At 41.0% G+C, this 18,316-nt stretch carries 22 protein-coding genes; 14 read left to right on the top strand and 8 right to left on the bottom strand.

The features are described 5' to 3' along the window. Positions 1-6 precede the first annotated feature (6 nt). A complete protein-coding gene (gene deoD / locus NSQ36_RS09655; protein WP_012010274.1) occupies positions 7-702 on the top strand; it encodes a purine-nucleoside phosphorylase in 696 nt (231 codons plus the stop codon). A 68-nt stretch (positions 703-770) separates the two neighbouring features. After that, positions 771-1,601: a M15 family metallopeptidase gene (locus tag NSQ36_RS09650; RefSeq protein WP_335365633.1), complete on the top strand. Its 831-nt coding sequence runs from the start codon at positions 771-773 to the stop codon at positions 1,599-1,601. 50 nt (positions 1,602-1,651) lie between these two features. Here NSQ36_RS09650 and NSQ36_RS09645 read toward each other — a convergent pair whose 3' ends face one another. Together NSQ36_RS09645 and NSQ36_RS09640 are read right to left on the bottom strand one after the other, a co-directional pair. Continuing rightward, positions 1,652-1,903 carry a hypothetical protein gene (locus NSQ36_RS09645; protein ID WP_003216113.1) on the bottom strand — a complete coding sequence of 84 codons (252 nt, stop codon included), beginning with the start codon at positions 1,901-1,903 and terminating at the stop codon, positions 1,652-1,654. A 92-nt stretch (positions 1,904-1,995) separates the two neighbouring features. Beyond that, positions 1,996-2,694, bottom strand: coding sequence for a methyltransferase domain-containing protein (locus NSQ36_RS09640; RefSeq protein ID WP_322000509.1), 699 nt, complete (start codon positions 2,692-2,694; stop codon positions 1,996-1,998). Positions 2,695-2,845: 151 nt separating this feature from the next. On the opposite strand from NSQ36_RS09640, the gene NSQ36_RS09635 reads away from it, so the two are divergent. Then, entirely contained in the window at positions 2,846-4,231 is a 1,386-nt protein-coding gene (locus tag NSQ36_RS09635) for a S41 family peptidase (protein WP_322000508.1), read from the top strand. Positions 4,232-4,271: 40 nt separating this feature from the next. Here NSQ36_RS09635 and NSQ36_RS09630 read toward each other — a convergent pair whose 3' ends face one another. The 3 genes from NSQ36_RS09630 to NSQ36_RS09620 all read right to left on the bottom strand — a co-directional run bounded on the left by NSQ36_RS09630 (position 4,272) and on the right by NSQ36_RS09620 (position 6,821). Further along, positions 4,272-5,765 carry a sodium:solute symporter gene (locus NSQ36_RS09630; RefSeq protein WP_106035426.1) on the bottom strand — a complete coding sequence of 498 codons (1,494 nt, stop codon included), beginning with the start codon at positions 5,763-5,765 and terminating at the stop codon, positions 4,272-4,274. Further along, on the bottom strand, positions 5,765-5,968 hold the full coding sequence (locus NSQ36_RS09625) for a DUF3311 domain-containing protein (protein WP_003215965.1): 204 nt from the start codon (positions 5,966-5,968) through the stop codon (positions 5,765-5,767). Before NSQ36_RS09625 ends, NSQ36_RS09630 begins: the two co-directional genes overlap by 1 nt. Positions 5,969-6,203: 235 nt before the next feature. Continuing rightward, entirely contained in the window at positions 6,204-6,821 is a 618-nt protein-coding gene (locus NSQ36_RS09620; RefSeq protein WP_003215532.1) for a nitroreductase family protein, read from the bottom strand. Positions 6,822-6,960: 139 nt separating this feature from the next. Here NSQ36_RS09620 and NSQ36_RS09615 point away from each other — a divergent pair, with 139 nt between their 5' ends. Together NSQ36_RS09615 and NSQ36_RS09610 are read left to right on the top strand one after the other, a co-directional pair. Then, a complete protein-coding gene (locus tag NSQ36_RS09615; RefSeq protein ID WP_003215692.1) occupies positions 6,961-7,293 on the top strand; it encodes a winged helix-turn-helix transcriptional regulator in 333 nt (110 codons plus the stop codon). Between the two features lie 75 nt (positions 7,294-7,368). Next, on the top strand, positions 7,369-7,584 hold the full coding sequence (locus NSQ36_RS09610) for a hypothetical protein (RefSeq protein WP_044141204.1): 216 nt from the start codon (positions 7,369-7,371) through the stop codon (positions 7,582-7,584). Positions 7,585-7,624: 40 nt separating this feature from the next. On the opposite strand, the gene NSQ36_RS09605 is transcribed toward NSQ36_RS09610, so the two are convergent. After that, positions 7,625-8,098, bottom strand: coding sequence for a hypothetical protein (locus tag NSQ36_RS09605; RefSeq protein WP_003216069.1), 474 nt, complete (start codon positions 8,096-8,098; stop codon positions 7,625-7,627). Between the two features lie 86 nt (positions 8,099-8,184). Between NSQ36_RS09605 and rarD the strand changes: the two genes are divergently transcribed. The 4 genes from rarD to bshB2 all read left to right on the top strand — a co-directional run bounded on the left by rarD (position 8,185) and on the right by bshB2 (position 10,490). Beyond that, positions 8,185-9,099 carry an EamA family transporter RarD gene (gene rarD, locus NSQ36_RS09600; protein WP_049754910.1) on the top strand — a complete coding sequence of 305 codons (915 nt, stop codon included), beginning with the start codon at positions 8,185-8,187 and terminating at the stop codon, positions 9,097-9,099. Between the two features lie 78 nt (positions 9,100-9,177). Continuing rightward, positions 9,178-9,459, top strand: coding sequence for a hypothetical protein (locus NSQ36_RS09595; RefSeq protein WP_003215525.1), 282 nt, complete (start codon positions 9,178-9,180; stop codon positions 9,457-9,459). Further along, positions 9,456-9,806, top strand: coding sequence for a YojF family protein (locus NSQ36_RS09590; RefSeq protein ID WP_050943916.1), 351 nt, complete (start codon positions 9,456-9,458; stop codon positions 9,804-9,806). The genes NSQ36_RS09595 and NSQ36_RS09590 overlap by 4 nt, the downstream gene beginning before the upstream one ends. An 18-nt stretch (positions 9,807-9,824) precedes the next feature. Then, positions 9,825-10,490: a bacillithiol biosynthesis deacetylase BshB2 gene (gene bshB2, locus NSQ36_RS09585; protein ID WP_012010261.1), complete on the top strand. Its 666-nt coding sequence runs from the start codon at positions 9,825-9,827 to the stop codon at positions 10,488-10,490. A gap of 245 nt (positions 10,491-10,735) precedes the next feature. Here bshB2 and NSQ36_RS09580 read toward each other — a convergent pair whose 3' ends face one another. Both NSQ36_RS09580 and NSQ36_RS09575 read right to left on the bottom strand, forming a co-directional pair. Beyond that, positions 10,736-12,094 carry an MATE family efflux transporter gene (locus NSQ36_RS09580; protein WP_339205595.1) on the bottom strand — a complete coding sequence of 453 codons (1,359 nt, stop codon included), beginning with the start codon at positions 12,092-12,094 and terminating at the stop codon, positions 10,736-10,738. Between the two features lie 58 nt (positions 12,095-12,152). Next, the gene (locus NSQ36_RS09575; protein WP_003215647.1) at positions 12,153-12,278 is read right to left on the bottom strand and encodes a hypothetical protein; all 126 of its coding nucleotides are present in this window, start codon (positions 12,276-12,278) and stop codon (positions 12,153-12,155) included. Positions 12,279-12,356: 78 nt separating this feature from the next. On the opposite strand from NSQ36_RS09575, the gene cdaS reads away from it, so the two are divergent. The 5 genes from cdaS (at position 12,357) to NSQ36_RS09550 (ending at position 18,255) form a co-directional block, all read left to right on the top strand. Beyond that, positions 12,357-12,983, top strand: a complete 627-nt coding sequence (cdaS, locus tag NSQ36_RS09570) for a sporulation-specific diadenylate cyclase CdaS (protein ID WP_034620466.1) — start codon at positions 12,357-12,359, stop codon at positions 12,981-12,983. A gap of 405 nt (positions 12,984-13,388) precedes the next feature. Further along, complete coding sequence (locus NSQ36_RS09565) at positions 13,389-14,705, top strand: LysM peptidoglycan-binding domain-containing protein (RefSeq protein WP_339205593.1); 1,317 nt, start codon at positions 13,389-13,391, stop codon at positions 14,703-14,705. A 75-nt stretch (positions 14,706-14,780) separates the two neighbouring features. Beyond that, the gene (locus NSQ36_RS09560) at positions 14,781-15,359 is read left to right on the top strand and encodes a superoxide dismutase family protein (protein ID WP_106032559.1); all 579 of its coding nucleotides are present in this window, start codon (positions 14,781-14,783) and stop codon (positions 15,357-15,359) included. 89 nt (positions 15,360-15,448) lie between these two features. Then, entirely contained in the window at positions 15,449-16,327 is an 879-nt protein-coding gene (locus tag NSQ36_RS09555) for a MoxR family ATPase (protein ID WP_310024936.1), read from the top strand. 11 nt (positions 16,328-16,338) lie between these two features. After that, positions 16,339-18,255, top strand: coding sequence for a VWA domain-containing protein (locus NSQ36_RS09550; protein WP_106065438.1), 1,917 nt, complete (start codon positions 16,339-16,341; stop codon positions 18,253-18,255). Positions 18,256-18,316: the final 61 nt, after the last annotated feature.

Genomic DNA, 18,316 nt, shown 5'->3' with positions numbered 1-18,316 from the left:
AAAAAAATGAGTGTACATATTGGAGCAGAAAAAGGACAAATTGCAGAAACGGTATTGCTGCCAGGCGATCCGCTTCGTGCGAAATATATTGCAGATACATATTTAGAAGATGTCGAATGCTATAACGAAGTGCGTGGAATGTATGGTTATACTGGAACCTACAAAGGAAAGCGCGTTTCTGTACAAGGAACCGGAATGGGCGTACCTTCTATTTCGATTTATGTGAATGAACTCATTCAAAGCTATGATGTTCAGAACTTAATCCGCGTTGGATCTTGCGGGGCTATCAAAAGGGATGTCAACGTACGAGATGTCATTTTAGCTCAAACATCTTCAACAGATTCACAAATGAATCGTGTGGCATTTGGACCGATTGATTACGCACCTTGCGCTGATTTTGGACTGCTTAAGAAAGCATACGACACAGCAGAAGCAAAGAATGTCGCTGTACGTGTCGGTAATGTATTTACAGCAGATCAATTTTACAATGAAAAACCACTTGAGCTCATGGCTCAATACGGAATTCTAGCAATTGAAATGGAGACAACCGCTCTATATTCGCTTGCAGCAAAATTTGATCGTAAAGCGTTATCCATTCTGACAGTGAGTGATCATGTTCTCACAGGAGAAGAAACAACGGCTGAAGAGCGTCAAACGACATTTGACGAAATGATCTTAATTGCGCTAGACTCCGTTTTATAATAGTATAAAGGGTGTGCTACGATGTAGCGCATCTTTATTTTTTTAGAAGAGCAAAAGGAAGGTATGTCATGAAGAAAAGCTATAAAATACTCTCAATCGCATCGATTCTTGGTTTGACAGCCGCACTATCGGGCTGCCAGTTGCTGGATCAAAAAAGCGGTACATCTGAATCGAACAAAACAAACGAACAAAAAAGCGCAGAAAATTCATCTCCCCAGCAAAACTCAAACAATACAGCAGATTCATCGGATCAAGAGCTGACGTTAAAGAGTGAATATTTCAATGACATCAAAGTGGTAAGCGGGCTGAAAACCATTCAAAATCCTGCAAACGTGCTAGCACTTGTCAACAAAGAATACGCATTACCAGGAACCTATAAACCTTCTGATCTCGTTGTTCCAAAAGTAGAATTCTCTTTTTCAGAGGATATTGAAAAACGATATATTCGTAAAGAAGCAGCAGAAGCACTTGAGACATTATTCAAAGATGCGAAAAAGAAAAACTTTGAGCTGGCTGCCGTATCTGGCTATCGCTCCTATGAACGTCAAAAGGTCATTTTTGATAGTGAAGTCAAGTTAAAAGGCAAAGAAAAAGCGCAAGAAGCAGTAGCTTTACCAGGCGAAAGTGAACACCAAACAGGCCTTGCAATGGACATTTCCTCAAAAAGTGCCGGCTTTGACATCTCTGAAAAGTTTGGTGAAACACCTGATGGCAAATGGGTGGCTAAAAACGCCTATAAATATGGTTTTATCATTCGTTATCCAAAAGGAAAAGAAGACATGACAAAATATGAATATGAGCCGTGGCATCTGCGCTATGTTGGAAAAGAAGCAGCAAAAGCGATGCATGATCACGATTTAACATTTGAAGAGTACATGAATAAAGTGAAGAAAATTTAATCAAATAAAAAGGCCTCCCAGCTATTCGGGGGGCCTTCTTTATTCTTCTTTTAAAAAAAGAACAATCCTGCTAATGCGAAACCTGTAATGAAACCAAGCCCGATGCCATAAGCGGCACCCCAGCCGTAATACCCTCCGTAATAACCAAAGCCAAAGCCGCCGCGAGAACCGCCGACTGGACGAATATACACTTTGCGGTTTGTCACCCGCTCAATGCGTCCGACATGTACTCTGCCATTACGATCTGTGATTCTAGCGACTTTCCCCATATGCTGCTGACAAAGCTTTTGATAGCGCTCCATATTTTTCCTCCTTATGACAAACTCTTTTCCCTCTTATCCTATGCGAGAGACCTCATAGAGTTTGGACAAAACATATAGGAGATTCGCTCATTTTATACGGTACATTCAAATAGAATGTGGCTTAGCTGCTTTCGGTGCGCTTGAATCAGATCGTAGTGTGTTTGCATCGTTTCGTAAAGAGAAGGCGGGATATATTCAGATAATTCCATTTCTGTCGGCTCCTCTTGTACCATGTGATCATCGAATGAGAGAATGCGAACGTCATGAAATCCTGCTGCTTTTAGCTGCTCCTTCCATTCTTCAAGTGAAAAGAGTGCGTGAAACCCGTAAAAATCTCGAACGGCGGCAAGCTCCTTCGGTGTAAGGGGTGCTTTTAATACTGCTTCATTCGCAATCAGTTGACTTCCAGGGGCAAGCACGCGTTTAATCTCAGCAAGTGCCGCTGGAAGGTTGGTAAAGCTCAAAACAGATTCACTGATCAGAAGAGTGAACGCTTCATCTGGAAATGGCAGCTGTTCAATCGATGCTTGCAGTGCGCGGATCGGCAGTTCTTCTCGCTCAAATCGCAGATTAGCCTTTTCAATCATCAAAGGGTGTGTATCAATCGCCTCCACCTGATAACCGATATTGCCTAAATATGCCGCCGTTTGTCCAGTCCCGCATCCCGCATCCAGTATGCGCGCATCAGGCATCAATTTTATATGCTCAAGCATCGTTTTTGTTAACTCAATTCCGCCAGGATGGGCACTAGATACGCCAAAATAGGCAAGCATTTCTACATAATCACTCATAAAATCCCTTCTTTCCTTATCAAGTTCCTCTTTAAAGATTATGCAATGCAAGGTCAAATGGCTTATCTTTTCAAAGAGAACTTCGATCCTTTGGTTGACGGATGAAGCATCGTCCTTGATAATAATGAAAGGAGATAAAGGTGGTGTTTTTTTGAAAAAACAATTTAAGATCGTCATCGCTATTTTGGTGACAGCGGCACTGTCCTCAGCGATTACATTTGTGATCACAAAACAAGGGACTGTCAATGTCTCAGGAGATGAGAAGTTTAGTAAACTCATGGCTGCGTATACGAAAGTAAAAGATGAGTATTACGAAAAAACGGATGATCAAAAACTAGTAGATGGTGCGATTCAAGGAATGATCGCATCACTTGATGATCCATACTCTACATATATGGATCAGGAGGAAGCTGAAGGATTTAACAACACCATTTCTTCATCATTTGAAGGAATTGGTGCACAAGTAGAAGAGAAGGATGGACAAATTTTAATTGTCGCACCGATTAAAGGCTCTCCTGCTGAAAAAGCCGGGTTGAAACCTCATGATCGTATTTTAAAGGTGGATGGAAAAAGCACAAAAGGCATGTCGGTCAATCAAGCAGTCTCTCTAATCAGAGGGAAAAAAGGAACGGATGTCAAGCTTCACCTTAACCGCCAAGGAGTGGGAAATGTTGATGTGACCATCACAAGAGACACCATTCCAGTTGAAACAGTGTATGCAAAACTCACAAAAGACAAAATAGGAGAAATCCAAATTACGACCTTTGCTGAAACAACGTCAAAAGAGTTAGATAAAGCCATTGATGACCTCGAGAAAAAAGGGGCAAAAGGGTTTGTCATTGACTTGAGAGATAATCCAGGCGGCATTATGACAGAAGCTATTGAAATGAGTAATGACTTTATCGATAAAGGGAAAGTCATCATGCAAGTTGAAGAAAAAGGGAAGAAAGAAGAGTACAAGGCTGAAAAAGAACGCAAAGTTCATCAGCCGGCAGTTGTCCTTGTAAATGGCGGCTCAGCCAGCGCTGCAGAAATCATGGCGGCGGCTCTGCACCAATCTTCAGGTATCAAAATTATTGGTGAAAAGACATTTGGTAAAGGAACTGTTCAAAATGCGCAAAGCTATAATGATGGTTCTAGTGTCAAGTTAACCATTGCCAAGTGGCTAACGCCGGATGGTTCGTGGATTCATAAAAAAGGAATTGAACCACAGGTCAAAGCATCGCTCCCAAGTTATGCAAAGCTGCCATACTTAAGCCCGAAAAAAACGTATCAGCTGAATGACAATGGAGATGAAGTCAAAGCGGCTCAAAAAATGTTCCAAGCGCTTGACTACAAAGCAAAAGCAAATGGTGAGTACGATCAAGCCTTCCAGACGATCGTCAAAAGCTTCCAAACAGACAACGATCTGAAAGCAGACGGAATTCTGACGGGAGATACAACGACAGTACTGATGACAAAGATCCAAGATAAGCTAAAGAAAAATGATACTCAAATGAAAAAAGCCATTGAAGTCTTGAAAAAAGAAATGAAATAAAGAAAGAGCAGTCCTCTTAGGGGGACTGCTCTTTTTATATTTACGCGTTGTTTCCAATCGCTTCTGTTTTGTCTTGATCTTTTTCAAATAGTTCATTCATGACAGAATTGGATGTGACCTTCTTTTGGAAGAATGGATTCAAAATCAGGATGACCACAACGTTTGCTAGTAAACCAAGAAACCCTTCATAAAGACCGAACGTGACTTGTGAGATATTGGCTGTAAAGGTGACGATGATGCCAACAACTAACCCCGCAATCGTTGCTTCTCTCGATTGTTTTTTCCAGAACAAGCTGATCGCAATGGCTGGGAAGATTTGAACCATTCCTGAAACACCAATGAGCTGAAGCGTCACAAGTGCTGTTGGGAAGAGCATTCCGAATAATAGAGCCAGTCCGATCACGATAAACACCATTGAACGAGTGATGATGGTCAACCTTTTAGGTGATACATTCGGATGAATTAAGTCACGATATAAATTATTGGCAAATAAATTCGATGCACCAATGGCCATGATCGAGCATGGAATGAGGGAAGCCAGTGCAATCGTTGAATAAGCAAGACCCTGCATCACGCCGCCATATGACGTTTGAATTAAATGAAGAAGTGCAAATCTTGGATTCGTATCTTCTGGTAAGACCAAAAAGGCAATAAATCCAAGGAAGATGACCAAAATCAATACGATGTTATAAAGAGGCAAAAACATGCTGTTTTTACGGATAGCATCTGCACTTTTTGCTGTAAATACCCCTGTTGCCGCATGTGCCCACATAAACAAAGCAAGGGCAGAAACACCTGAAGCGGTAATGAACCATAAAATGCCTTTAGGACCGCCGTCAGGAATTGTCAGAAGCTGTGGAGCTTCCTTAGCTAACGTATTCATCATCGGAGTCCAGCCGTTAAAATGAATGATTGGCAGTGAAACCACCATAAACAGCATGATGACCCAAACGAGAATATCCTTAATAATGGCTGTATATGTAGGACCTTTAATCCCGCTGAAAAATGTATAAAGTGCGACTAAAATAAATGAAATAATAACAACTGCATTCACATTAATATAACTAGTTCCAGCGACAGTTAACGTATCTTGAATCCCGCTCAGTTGAAGACAAATATAAGGAATGAGCATAAGTACTCCAATAATTGCAATTAGACTGGATAACAGCTTGCTGTCAAAGCGCTCACGTGCATAATCAGCGAGCGTTGTGAGGTTGTGATTCTTCGCAACCGTCCATAGCTTTGGTAAGAAGAAATAAGCAATAAAATACGCTAGAACTGAATAGGGAATAGCGAAAAAAGCGACACTTCCAGCTGTATAGGCTGTACTAGTGAGCCCTAAAAAGGTATAAGCTGTGTATAAATCTGCGCCAACGAGGAACCAGACGAGCAGCCCGCCAAATTTTCTCCCGCCAACAGACCATTCCTCTACTGACTGTCTGGATGATTTATCACGGCCAGCGGCAAATCCAATGACCACGACGATGAAAATGATACTTGCTGTAATCAATAAAGCTGTTAAATTTCCTTGCATTAGTCAGTTCCTCCATTTGAATGTTGCATGCGGTAAATGATGAATGTACAGACTGGTGTGAGAACAATCCATAGTAAGAGCCAGAAGTGGAAAAAAGGCAGGCCTATCACAAATGGATGGATACGATTCGCAAAGGGCAGCAGTGCGAGCTGTCCGATGAATGGAATCGCTATAAGTAGTGCCAGTATCAATTTTTTATTCATGATTTCCTCCTGAATTTTTTGTAATTTCATAATAATAGCAGTTGTCAGATTAGATCACAAGACCATTTTCAGAAAAAACAATCATTTCGCTGAATATCATACTAATATAACGCTTTCATTCTTAAAAAGGAGAAAAAGTGGAGGTGAAAAGGGGTAAAGTGAAAAGAAAATATGGAGAAATAATATTGAAACCAAATAAAAAAACCTCAGCATGAAAGCTGAGGCCTTGCCAATTTTAAAGGAAATCAGATACTTCTTCGATGTCGAAACGATTGCTTTTATGAGCTTCTTTCGCTGCTTTACCAACTGAAATCAGCATGACTGGCTCATATCGGCCGCTTACATTGAATTCTTTGATGTAGGCGTCTTTACTGAAACCACCCATTGCGCATGTATCATAGCCCATTGCTTTTGCAGCAATCATTAATTGCATAGCAGCTAATGAAGCATTTGAATACGCAGCTTCACGTGCATACTGCTCGCTTTGGTATGCGCCATTGATTTGAGTCATCAATGTTTCTTTGATGTCTTCAGTAATGAAGCCTTGTTCTGCCAGCTCACTGTAGATTTTTTCACCATTTTGATTGGCTTCAAGATCACCTAGTACAGCAATAACAGCTGATGCTTGTGAGATTTGCTTTTGGTTGTAAGCGATTGGAAGTAACTTCGCTTTAGATTCAGCACTATGGAAGACAGTGAAATGCCAATGCTGAAGGTTCCACGCGGATGGTGCTTTTGTTGTGATATCAAGAAGCTCTGTTAACTCTTCTTTTGTCATTTCATGAGTTGTATCGTACTCTTTTACTGAAGCTCTTTGTTTTAAAATGTCAATCGTTTTTTGATCAGTCGCCATGTGGATATTTCCTCCCGTTTTTGCAAATAATATGGTACAATAACTAAAAAGTGAGAAACTTACTTATTGTAACTGAGATATATTTTAAATTGTATACCGTTAGTTTGTCAAACAATCATGAAAAGAAAGGCTGAAATTTATGGAATTTCAATTATGTCCACACATTCAGCAAGCTTTTTTACTGCTAGGCAAAAGGTGGAACGGTCTCATTATTCATGTATTGCTTGATGGTCCAAAGCGTTTTAAAGACATGACGGACATTATCCCATCCATCAGTCAAAAAATGCTCGCAGAGCGTTTAAAGGAACTTGAGCAAGAAGGGATTATAGAGCGAACTGTATTGCCTGAGACGCCTGTGAAAGTCATTTACTGTTTAACTGAAAAAGGAAATGCGCTAAATGATGTGTTTCATGAGGTATCTAGGTGGGCAGGGGAATATACAGAATCTCATGAAAAAAAGGAACAAGCCTAGTTTCAGGTTTGCCCAAACGTTTTGACTCCTGATGAATATGCTGATCTTAGGCACATGACAAAGGAGGAGAAATGCATGTACCCTCATACTCCGTATTTCCGAGGCGGCGCCCCTGGCATTCCGCCATATGAATCCAGAGTCCCTTTGTTTTTTGGTTTTGGCGCTCCTTTAGTCGGCGGACTGCTTGGCGGGTTTTTAGGAAGTGCGATTTTTAATTATCCCCGTCCATATTACCCACCACCACCGCCTGTTCCACCACCTTATGGCGGAGGATATCCACCATACTATTAAGAAAAAAGAGTAAGCCTGCTTCTATATCAAAGCAGGCTTTTTATAATGGAATATCGATTTCAGAAATCCCCGGATCATCATGCTTTAAAAACATAATCTCCAAAATACCGTCCTGATACGAAGCCTTCGTTCCTTTTCTTTTGACAGCAGCAGGGAGGACGACTTTCTTCTGCGTGCCTTCCTCAGGAAAATGATCAATAAACAGCAGGTTGGCTGTATGTTTAATTTTTACTTTTTCTGTGCTCGGCCGAGCAAGCTCAATCTTAACGAACACGTGATCAGTGGTTTCGAATACTTCCACTTCGGGTTCTTTTTCTTTTTTGACGTCTGTTTCCCTCGTTTTTTGATGTTGAGAGAGTGGGTCCTGAAAAGGGAACTGAGCAGGATAATTGGAGCCGAATACACTTTCCATCACTTGATTGACGTACTGCTCGACGTCTTTAGGGTCTGAATTCTTTAAGGCTTCTTTTGAAAATTGCTTTTGAAAAGGGAATAATCGGTTCCAGTCAAACATGCAAATCATCCTTTCTAAATGCCCTGAATTAGTATATGCCCATTCACTTGAGTGCGTGCTATAATATACGATAGGTTTAGAAAGGAATGGTTAGATTGAACGAACAACAGCAATCAAAAGGTGTTCTCTATACGGCAGCATCTTTTACATTATGGGGATTATTCCCGTTATATTGGAAACTGATGGAACATATTTCGTCAGGCGAAATTTTAGCGCACAGAATTTTATGGTCATTTGTTTTTATGTGCGGTATTCTTCTGTATTTAAAACAAGTCCGGCCGGCGATGCAGACAGTGAAGGGTCTCATGCTCGATGGCAAGGCACTTTTTTCATTACTATTATCTGCTATTTTAATATCGGTTAACTGGTATGTGTACATTTGGGCAGTCAACCATCATCTTATGCTAGAAGCTAGTTTAGGGTATTATATTAATCCGCTTGTCTCTGTTTTACTAGGCATCATTTTCTTGAAAGAGCGGCTCAATAAATTACAAACCATTGCGATTTTAATTGCCGCAGCTGGGGTGATTCTTTCTACGATTCAGTACGGTTCATTTCCTGTCGTGGCAATATTACTTGCCTTTAGCTTCGGTTTTTATGGATTGATTAAAAAAAGAATGAGCTTCACGAGTGCCATTGGTTTGACAATTGAAACGCTGCTTCTAGCCCCGGCAGCTCTTGTGTACTTATTGTTCTTCTTAAAAGAACCTGTGGTGACAATGAATCCTAACAGCTTCGGATCGCTTGGTCTCTTATTCTTTGCAGGGGTCTTTACTGCGGTACCGCTTCTTTTATTCTCTGAAGGGGCAAAAAGAATTCCTCTTTATCAAGTGGGTATTTTGCAATACATTGCACCAACGATTACGCTGTTTTTAGGGTTATTTGTGTATCACGAGCATTTATCTTCAGCTAAAATTGTGACGTTTCTTTGTATCTGGGTGGCGATTTTATTGTTTACGACCTCTCAATTACGCATGAAAAAAACAGCGAATTCTCATTAAGTCCTACGAGCAGTTTGCTTTTTTTTGAAGGCGGATCATGTCATAATAAGTTGTTACCAAAACTGTAGAGGTGATTACATGTCATCAGCCAATGAGCTTACAGCTGCTTATCAATCTTTATGGAAAAATCGTCAGCTTGATGTCGATGATATGTCTTCTTTACACGAGGCAATATGTGATGATTTAAGCGATGCGCGCACTCATCCGAGGGCGAGAAAATCATTTCATCAAAAATATGTACTCGCTGTAGAGAGAATATTAGAAAGTGGGCTTCGGCATGATCATCAGCTGCAGCTGATCAGCTTACATACAAAAAAGCTGCGCGAATTAATTCAAAATGAAGGAAGGAACCACTCATGAAACCAATTCAAACGGAAGATGTCACAGCACATCTTGAATCGTTTTTAAATCGTCCAGTCTTCGTTCATCTTGAAACGACCACTGGTTCTTATTCAGCTCATGTAAATGAACAAAATATGACGGTCGTTGCCTATATCCGCAATGCGAAAGTCGTCTATTCACAGGCGAAAATAAAAGGACAAGGTCCGTACCGTGTTGGAATGAAAACAGAAGATGGCTGGATTTACGCAGAAGGATTAACGGATTATGTGTTTGATGACCATGGCCGCCTGCTGTTAGCTGGGCACTTGCCAGACGGGAAACTAGCGATCTCATTACAAATTAGTGAAACACCATTTCAGGTGTAGAAGAAAGGGTGACGAGTCATGAATGAACATGTACTAGTGATGCTGCCTCACCCAGATGATGAATCGTTTGGGGTTGCAGGTCTCATTGCACAAAGTAGAAAACGCGGCATCCCAGTCACGTATGCATGCGGGACACTTGGGGAAATGGGCAGAAATATGGGCAGCCCAACATATGCTAACCGTGAAACACTTCCTGAATTAAGAAAACAGGAATTAATCAACGCCTGCAAAGAAATGGATATCACAGACTTACGTATGCTTGGACTTCGTGATAAAACATTGGAATTTGAAGACGACGAGTATTTAGCTGATGTGATGGAAACCATTATTGATGAAGTCAAACCTACACTGATTGTGACGTTTTATCCTGGACACGGTGTACACCCTGATCATGATGCGACAGGGGAAGCGGTGATTCGCGCTCTTTATCGTAAGAAAAAAGAAGACCGTCCTGTCACATACTGCATGGCCATTACGAAAAATAGAGAAGAAGTGCTTGGAAATGCAGATATTACGATCGACATTACAGATGTAGCAGATATCAAATTAAATGCACTGAGAGCGCATAGAACGCAAACAGAAGGCATGCTGAGAGAGCTTGAACAGAAGCTGAAAAACAAAGAACCTGTCGTCCAAAAATGGTTCGATGAAGAAATTTTCTGGACGTACCAATGGAATGACTAAATAAAAAAAGCAGCTGACATTGATCAGCTGCTCAAATTGTTTACAAAGGGCTAAAATGATCTTGATTTTAGCCCTTTGTCTTCTTTTCAGCTTGATAGAAAACCTTTGAAGTCTAGGAAGGGCGAGCACCGGAACGGAGCGAATTTGACATTCGTGAGTACCGGCGCGCAGAGCTGACAACGAATGCGAGGGTTTGTCTACACGCTGGGCAGCTGACATCGATCAGCTGTTTTTTTGTGTCGTATCTAGTGATTGGGCGCTTGTTGAAGTCGTTTTTCAATCAATCTGAGACGGATAAAGAGGACAATGGCACCAGCGGCAAGTCCGGCAATGAGACCAATCCAATACCCAAATGCCCCATACGAGGTATAGGTGCCAATCAGATAGCCGGAAGGAAGGCCGATCACCCAGTATGAAACAAATGCGGCAATGAGCGTATAGTTGACATCTTTATAGCCGCGCAGCGCCCCTTGAATGGGTGCAGCAATGGCATCTGACAGCTGGAAAAAGATCGCATAAATCAAAAATTGCTGTGTCAACTGTAAAACAGCCGATTCAGCTGTGTATAAACCAGCAATCTCTGGTCTAAATAATAAAATGAGTGCTGCCGTACACAAGGAGAATAATACCGCCGTTCCAATTCCGATATAGCTATAGCTTTGCGCGTCTTTATAACGCTTGGCACCAGCTTCAAACCCAACGACAATCGTTAAAGCCATCGAGATACTGAGCGGTAAAATATATAAGATGGAAGCAAAGTTCATCGCAGCCTGGTGACTTGCAATCGTCACAGTATCAAAGTGACCCATTAATAACGTAACTGCTGCAAAGATACTCGTTTCAAAAAAGATCGCAAACCCAATAGGAAGACCGATTTTCAGTATTTGCCCCATACGGGAGATATTGATTTGAGGCAGTTTCTGAAACAAACGAAATGAGGCAAATGGTTCTGCTTTCATGACAATACAAATACTCATGATGAAAATCGCCCAATACGTCAACGCAGAAGCAAGACCAGCTCCCGCACCGCCAAGCTTTGGAAAGCCAAAATTCCCAAAAATAAATACATAGTTTAACACAAAGTTAATCGGAAGTGCTGTTAACGTGATAAACATCGTTACACGTGTTTTCCCTAATGCATCAATAAATGACCTGAGCACCGAATAACCAAACAGCGGGATGATACCAAAAGCAAGAAAACTTAAGAAATGCCGCGCAATATCCTCTACGGATTGCTCAAGTCCAAGTCCCCCTAATACGTAAGGGATGCTAATTGTTCCAATTGCAATCACACAGATACTTAAAAGAAAGGATAAATAAATCGCCTGAAAGACAGCCTTAGGAACATCTTTTTTATGCCCTGCGCCCATCAGCTGAGCGACAATTGGCGTAACGGCCATTAATATACCAGCAAGTCCTGTATAAACGGGTGTCCAAATACTAGAACCGATCGCAACACCCGCAAGGTCTTCTGCACTCACTTTTCCAGACATCACGGTGTCTAAAAACGTAATAAGCGAAAGACCCGCTTGAGTGATTAAAATCGGAATCAAAATGGTTAAAAATAGTGTCACCTTAGCTCGAATGCTATTTGTTTCTCTCATCATAAGTTCCTCTCTGAACAGAAATAACGAGAGGATTATATCATGCTATGTAAAAAAATCAATTCTCTGTCGGATTATTTTTCTTAGATGGCTTCGTTTTTTTAAACATTTGGGCATAAATAAAGGAAAGACTGACAACACCTAAAATGCTGCAAGCATATTGAATCACTTTCTGAATGGTCATATTAAGTCACCTCCATAACAATAGAATGCACATAATTTGTTATTTTATGACAACGAAAAGGAGGAGGGAAAAGGTCAAATGATCAATCGTACGAATGAAGAAGTGCAATTTAAAGTGGGCATGAGAACACACTTGATGAAAATTATGAAGGATGCAAGTGACATTATCGATTCCCTTGATGAGATTGAGCAATGTCTACTTTGTGATCTCGAGTCATTACATGATGAGTTTAATGAAATGCATGCAGAGGCTTCCTCGTTTTATTTACAATCGTATATGGAAGAATTCACACCTGGATTTGCTCAATTTTCGTTAGCCATTGAGAGCTTATCAAAACAAAAGCACGGGGCACTGATTGTGATACAAAGGCGGGATGAGGTCGAGGATTTTATTCAAAGAGGGACAAATCTTCATGCGAAAATTAGTGCTTCATTAATTGAAAGCATTTTCTACCCAGGAAATCCACTTCATGATGGTGCGCTTTTAGTCAAAGAAAATACGCTCGTATCTGCGGCAAATGTGCTCCCGCTTACTTCAAAAAAAGTCAGTCCTTCTCTCGGGACAAGACACAGGGCTGCGATTGGACTCTCTGGTATGACCGATGCACTTGTTCTCGTCGTTTCAGAGGAAACGGGTAAAATGTCATTTGCGAAAGAAGGAGTCCTTTATCCGCTCACTGTAAAAGAACCTGAAATCAGAAAATAAAAAACCAATCGCTGCATTCTTCATTCGGAAGGATGCTTTTTTCATTTGAGGAGAAAAAACAGGCAATTAAGTAAAAAGTCATTTGATACAGAAAAATTTGTCATGTAGAATAGAACTATGAAACTAGCAGCGTGCTTGTTTTGACAAATTTCTAAACGTCAACTTAAAAATTCCTTAAAAAATGTTTATAAATACAGCAAACGGCCGATACAAACGATATGGCTTTGTTTTAGCATTTTGAGTTGACTGCTTTAGCCTATTTGTTATTGCCCAACGTCTACATGTCGAGTAATATAATAGAAATAAAGATAAAATAGTGCAAGAGAAGCAGAGTCGTTAAATGCTAAACTTAAAACTAGTACATAAGTCTTGTTGAATGAAATCATGAAAGGCGGAGATTTATCTATGAAGAAAAAAGTAGTAACCGGCCTCACAGTTTCAGCGATCGCTGGCTCAGCTGTGTTTGCTGCACCGGCAGAAGCACAGACGATCAAGGTGAAAAGCGGTGACTCACTTTGGAAGATTGCCGAACAGTACAATACAAGTATTTCGGAGCTTCAATCTCTTAATCAACTAAAAACGACGATGATTTTTGCAGGACAAAGCTTGAAAATTCCTGGCGCAAAAAGCAAAAAATCCAGTTCGTCAACTGGTTCAAAAGCAACGAAATCAAATGCTTCAACGACATCAAGCTACACAGTAAAGCTTGGAGATTCTTTATGGCTTATTGCGAAAAATCATAAAATGTCAGTGGCAAGCTTAAAAAGTCTAAACAGCTTAAACAGTGACTTAATTCGTCCTGGACAAAAGCTAAAGGTATCTGGAAGCACGAAGACAAGCGGGAGCCAGTCATCAAACTCCTCTTCAAATTCCAGCTCAAACAATAAGACAACGAACTCAAATAGTTCATCTTCATCAAGTACATACAAGGTCAAATTAGGGGATTCTATTTGGAAAATTGCGAATTCGCTCAATATGTCGATTGGTGAAATCAAAACATTGAACGGATTAAAATCTGATATGATTTATCCGAATCAAGTATTGAAAGTAAAAGGGACGGCTGCATCAAAACCAAGTCAGCCGAAACCTACTAAACCAAGCAATTCAAACAGTAACCAGTCTTCAAGCGGGAAAGCAACATCTTATACTGTAAAATCAGGCGATTCTTTATGGAAAATTGCGAATCAATTTAAAGTACAAGTCCAGTCCATCCGTACAGCCAACAGCTTAAAAAGCGATGTGCTTAGAATTGGACAAGTTCTCAAAATTAATGGTGCAGCTTCAGGCTCAACTGGGTCGAATGGTTCTACGTCTAACGGCTCGACAAAGCCGGTCAACAATAACAAACCCGATGTGCCAATGAATGCAAAAATCACGACGATGATTCAAGAAGGTAAAAAGCTGACAGGCATTCCTTACAGATGGGGCGGCAATACACCATCTGGATTTGACTGCAGCGGCTTTGTTTATTATCTCATTAACAAGGTTTCGTCTGTATCCAGATTAAGCACAGCAGGCTACTGGAGTATGATGACACCTGTGAGCACACCTCAAGTTGGCGATTTTGTTTATTTCACAACGTACAAAGCGGGTCCATCTCATATGGGACTATACCTTGGCGGAGGAGATTTCCTTCACGCAAGTGACAACGGAGTGGGGATCTCAAACTTAAGCAATCCATATTGGAAAAAAGCCTATTTAGGTGCAAAACGTTTCTTCTAAAAAAGCCGATTTTCGGCTTTTTTTGTTTGCCCATTGATCAGGTTGTCCATACTGATATTAAAAGGGGGCAATCATATGAAAAAGTCAGTGTGGTTGATCATGATGTGTCTGGTCTTTGTTGCAACAGCTTGTCATGCACCGCCGAAAAAAGAAACGACAGAAGAAACCATTGAAGTTGCAGCACCTAAGCAAGCACCAGTTACCACGTCACTCATCAATGAAAACGGGCAAAAAATAGGGAGCATCGAAGTAAGAGACTCCTCAGAAAACGGGCTGGATTTACATGTGAAAGCGAAAAATCTGCCGCCAGGTCCTCATGGCTTCCATATTCACGAAACAGGAAGATGTGAAGCGCCAGATTTTGAAACGGCAGGGGCTCACTTTAATCCAACACACCGGGAGCATGGCTTTGATAACCCAAAGGGTCATCATGCTGGAGATATGCCTAATTTAGAAGTTGGGGCAGATGGACAAATTGATGTTGTCGTGAATGTACCAGATGTGACGTTAAAGGGAGGATCGAACCAATTAATCGATCAAAATGGGCGTAGCTTTATCATTCATGCAGAAGCAGATGATTACTTAAGCAACCCTTCTGGAAACTCAGGGAAACGCATCGCATGCGGAGCGATCACAAAAGAAATGGTAAAATAACAGATGTCTAGCCTTTATGTATTGAGTGCATAAAGGTTTTTTTAGTATACTTGGTGAAGAAAATGATCGAAGAGAGGAATTAATCATACATGTTTAACGAACAATTACTCCCAGAAGAAATTCAAGCAATGATTGAAGCAAAAGCAAAAGGACTAGAAGAAGAATTCCGCCCGCTTATTGGAACAGGCGGCTATGAATCACAGGACACGTCTATCATACAAGATGCGATGATTGCACTAGCACTCGGCAAAAACGTTCTTTTAAAAGGGCCGACTGGTTCAGGTAAAACAAAATTAGCAGAAACTTTATCTGCTTTCTTTCAGCAGCCGATGCACAGTGTGAACTGCTCGGTTGATCTTGATGCAGAAAGCTTGATTGGCTATAAAACCATTCACAATGATGGTCAAATTGCTTCTATTGAATTTATTGAAGGACCTGTAACGAAAGCAATGAAAAAAGGCCATCTTTTATATATTGATGAAATCAACATGGCAAAGCCAGAAACTCTGCCTATTTTAAACGGTGTACTCGACTACAGAAAAATGATGACAAATCCATTTACAGGAGAGGTCGTTCGAGCAGATGAAGGCTTTGGCGTGATAGCGGCAATCAACGAAGGTTATGTCGGCACAGTGCCTCTAAATGAAGCATTAAAAAACCGATTTGTTGTCATTGACGTTCCATATATCGGCGGCGGCATCTTAAAGGATGTACTGCAATCTCAATCTGTATTAAAGGATGAACGTTTAATCGATCAATTCGTGCAGCTCTCATCAGACCTCATTACACAGGCACACAACGGGCAGGTGAGTGAAGAAGCAGCATCCATTCGCGCCCTTCTAGACACATGTGATCTTGCGCAATACATCCCGCCGCTTCGTGCAGTTGAACGAGGGATTGTTGAAAAGCTAGAAGATGACCGGGAAAAAGCAGCGGTAAGAAATATTGCCCAAACATTATTCGAGTGAGGTTCTGAGTTTTGAAATTCATCAAATTTAATGACAGCAGAATCGATTCATTTTTATTTATGGAATTAACGGATTTAGCCAAAACGTTAGCAAAAAGTGATGATGTCGAGCTTGAATACGGAGTGCAGTCCTACTATGATCCTTTTGAAAAGAAAATTTTCATCAGCCATTTTTGGGATGACCGTAAACAAGAAGACATGACAGCCGGACTGAAAAGTGATGTATTCCTCCGTGCAGTAGGAACCGTTTATAGTGATCTGACTGTCTTTCAGGAAATCATTCGCTATGCTCATACAATGTCCATTCCTGACCTGTGTAAACAATTGTTTATGCTCTTTGAAGATATCCGGATTGAAGAGCAGATTAAACGAGACCGCCCAGGAACAAAAAAGGTATTTAAACGAAGAAGAGAACTGTACCGGCGTCATTTTAAGACGCAATTAACGATTAACCAAGAGCGGAGCATTTTAACGGATGCACTCTATTGTGCAATGTATGTGAAGCTGACAGCGGATTCACCGCTAGAAGAAATTCCGCCTCTTCACGAGCGGATCAACCCAATGATTCCATTTATTGAATCAAGTCTTGAGCGTGTATATGAAGCGCGTTCAACCGGAGATATCGCAGTCATCGTCAAAGAATTAATGGAAGGCTTTGATGAGCTTCTTGATAAAGATATGCTGAATACGTACTTTTTCTTCCCGGAATTGGACTATGAAAAAGCGGCAAAAGAACCGCTGTTTCATGACTTAAAAAGAAAACCTAAATTAAGCGAGGACATCAAAGTCGACCGGGAAAAAGAGGGCGATGAAGACATCCACCAAGAGTATATGGAAGTGTGGCATCGAGAAACAGAAGCGCCGTCAAAAAGCTTCCTTCAATTTGATTTAGAGCACGGCGGGAAAAGTGATCTCGGGAAGGATGCAGCAAGAGAAGGCGATGACGGAGATCAAGCACTTGGCACTGTCCAAGGCTCTGCCAAGCAGACTCACCGAAAAGATTATTCAAAGCTTGAGGCGCTGGAAGAGGCTGAAGGCGAGGAAAGCGGAGCGGATGCTCATGAGAATGGAAAAGAGAACAAATATGCGTTTCCAGTCATGATTTCACCAGATCCTCCCGCGCCAGAACAAATCGATGTATACAAGCAGCACGCCAAGGAGATTGAGCCTTATCAGAAACGGTTAAAACAGATGATTCAAAAAACGCTCGAACATAAAAAAACATGGCCAAAAACGGATCTTCATGCAGGACGTCTGAGTAAAAAGCTCATTCGTTATTTTACAGAGTCGAATCCGCGTCTTTTCTATAAAAAACAGGCACCTTCTTCGGAGATTGATGCTGTTTTCACTTTATTAGTGGATTGTTCTGCTAGCATGTTTGACAAGATGGACGAGACGAAAAAAGGCATTGTTCTATTCCATGAAGCCTTAAAGTCCGTTCAAGTCCCGCATCAAATTGTGGGGTTTTGGGAAGATACAAACGACGCATCAGAAACAAGTCAGCCGAACTATTTCAACACAGTCGTGTCGTTCAAAGATTCTTTATTTGATGCAGGTCCTTCCATTATGTCTCTTGAGCCAGAAGAGGATAACCGGGATGGCTATGCGATTCGCCAAATGACAAAAATGATATTAAAACGAAGAGAAGAGCAAAAGTTTCTCATTGTTTTTTCCGACGGAGAGCCAGCTGCATTCAGCTACGAACAAAATGGGATCGTCGATACACATGAAGCAGTTCTTGAGGCGAGGAAAAAAGGCATTGAAGTAATCAATGTGTTTTTATCCAATTCACCGATCGAAGAAGCACAGATGAAAACCATTCAAGATATGTATGGCAAGTTCAGCATTTTTGTACCAGATGTCGATACATTGCCAGATGTTTTATATCCGTTACTGAAGAAATTACTGCATAAAAGCATTGGGGCATAAGGTTTTGCCCCTTTCTTCAAAATATTTTTCGGAATGATTTAAATTTTTTGTTTTTCTGTGA

The sequence above is a fragment of the Bacillus sp. FSL W8-1143 genome (assembly GCF_037965155.1).
GTDB classification, from domain to species: Bacteria; Bacillota; Bacilli; order Bacillales; family Bacillaceae; genus Bacillus; species Bacillus pumilus.
The sequence above is the reverse complement of the archived record's forward strand: the minus strand, read 5'-3'. Positions and strand labels throughout refer to the sequence as shown.